Below are 853 nucleotides of genomic sequence, written 5' to 3'. Positions count from 1 at the left end.
GAGGTAAGTTAAGTCCTGGATGCGGTGGCTCGCTTGCACGTCAGATGCAAGTGGCGCCGCTTCCCTGTTTCCCCTCCGAGGGAACGCCCGGAGCCTTCAAAGAATCCGGTTAAACCACAGCAGCGACAAGCTGGCAGACACTAGTGCCAGCACGGCGGCAAACAGCGCCAGCAACCCCGAGACCTCGGTTTCCTTTTTCTCAATCGCCAGGCGCGAACTGAGGGTTTCATACACCTTCTTCAGGTCGGCCGCCGTACCTGCGTAAAAGTACTCGGCCTGTGTTGCCCGGGCAATGCCTTTGAGGGTTTCCTCGTCGAGCTTGACGCGCATGGACCAGCCTTCAAAGCCAATCGTTTCGCCATCCACCGTGCCCACCCCGACGGTGTAGATGCGAACGCCGCGGTCTGCTGCGAGCTTGGCGGCGTCGATGGAATCCACACCCGTGGTGCGCTGGCCGTCGGTCAGCAGGATGATGGCGGCCGAGGTATAGGAGCCGGGAGCGACGGGGGTGAATTCTTTCTTCGCGTTCTTGTCGGGGTTCAGGGCCTGGTCCAGCGATGTGCCGCGGGGCTTTTCCCTTCCGTACTGCATGGAGGCGATGTCGATGCCTGCGTCGGGGAACAGTTCGGCCAGCGACACGACAATGCCGTTGCCGATGGCGGTGCCGCGCTGCAGCTGGAATTTGTCAATGGCTGCCGTCAGGTCTTCGCGGCTGAGGGTAGGCTGTTGCACGACGGCAGCGGTGCCGGCAAACGCGACGATGCCGACGCGTACATTGCGCGGCAGGACGGCCAGGAAAGCCTTGGCAGCGTTCTGGGCGGCGACCAGGCGGTTGGGCTGCACGTCGGTGGCG

Annotated in this window: 1 protein-coding gene; it reads right to left on the bottom strand. The window is 63.0% G+C overall.

Annotated elements, in window-relative coordinates:
• Nucleotides 1-96 precede the first annotated feature (96 nt).
• A partial coding sequence (locus AC1DWI_RS24865) for a VWA domain-containing protein (RefSeq protein ID WP_477726139.1) occupies nt 97-853 on the bottom strand: 757 nt, incomplete at its 5' end.

The sequence above is a fragment of the Polaromonas sp. P3_C2 genome, from assembly GCF_056402675.1.
This window is presented reverse-complemented; position numbering and strand designations above follow the sequence as displayed.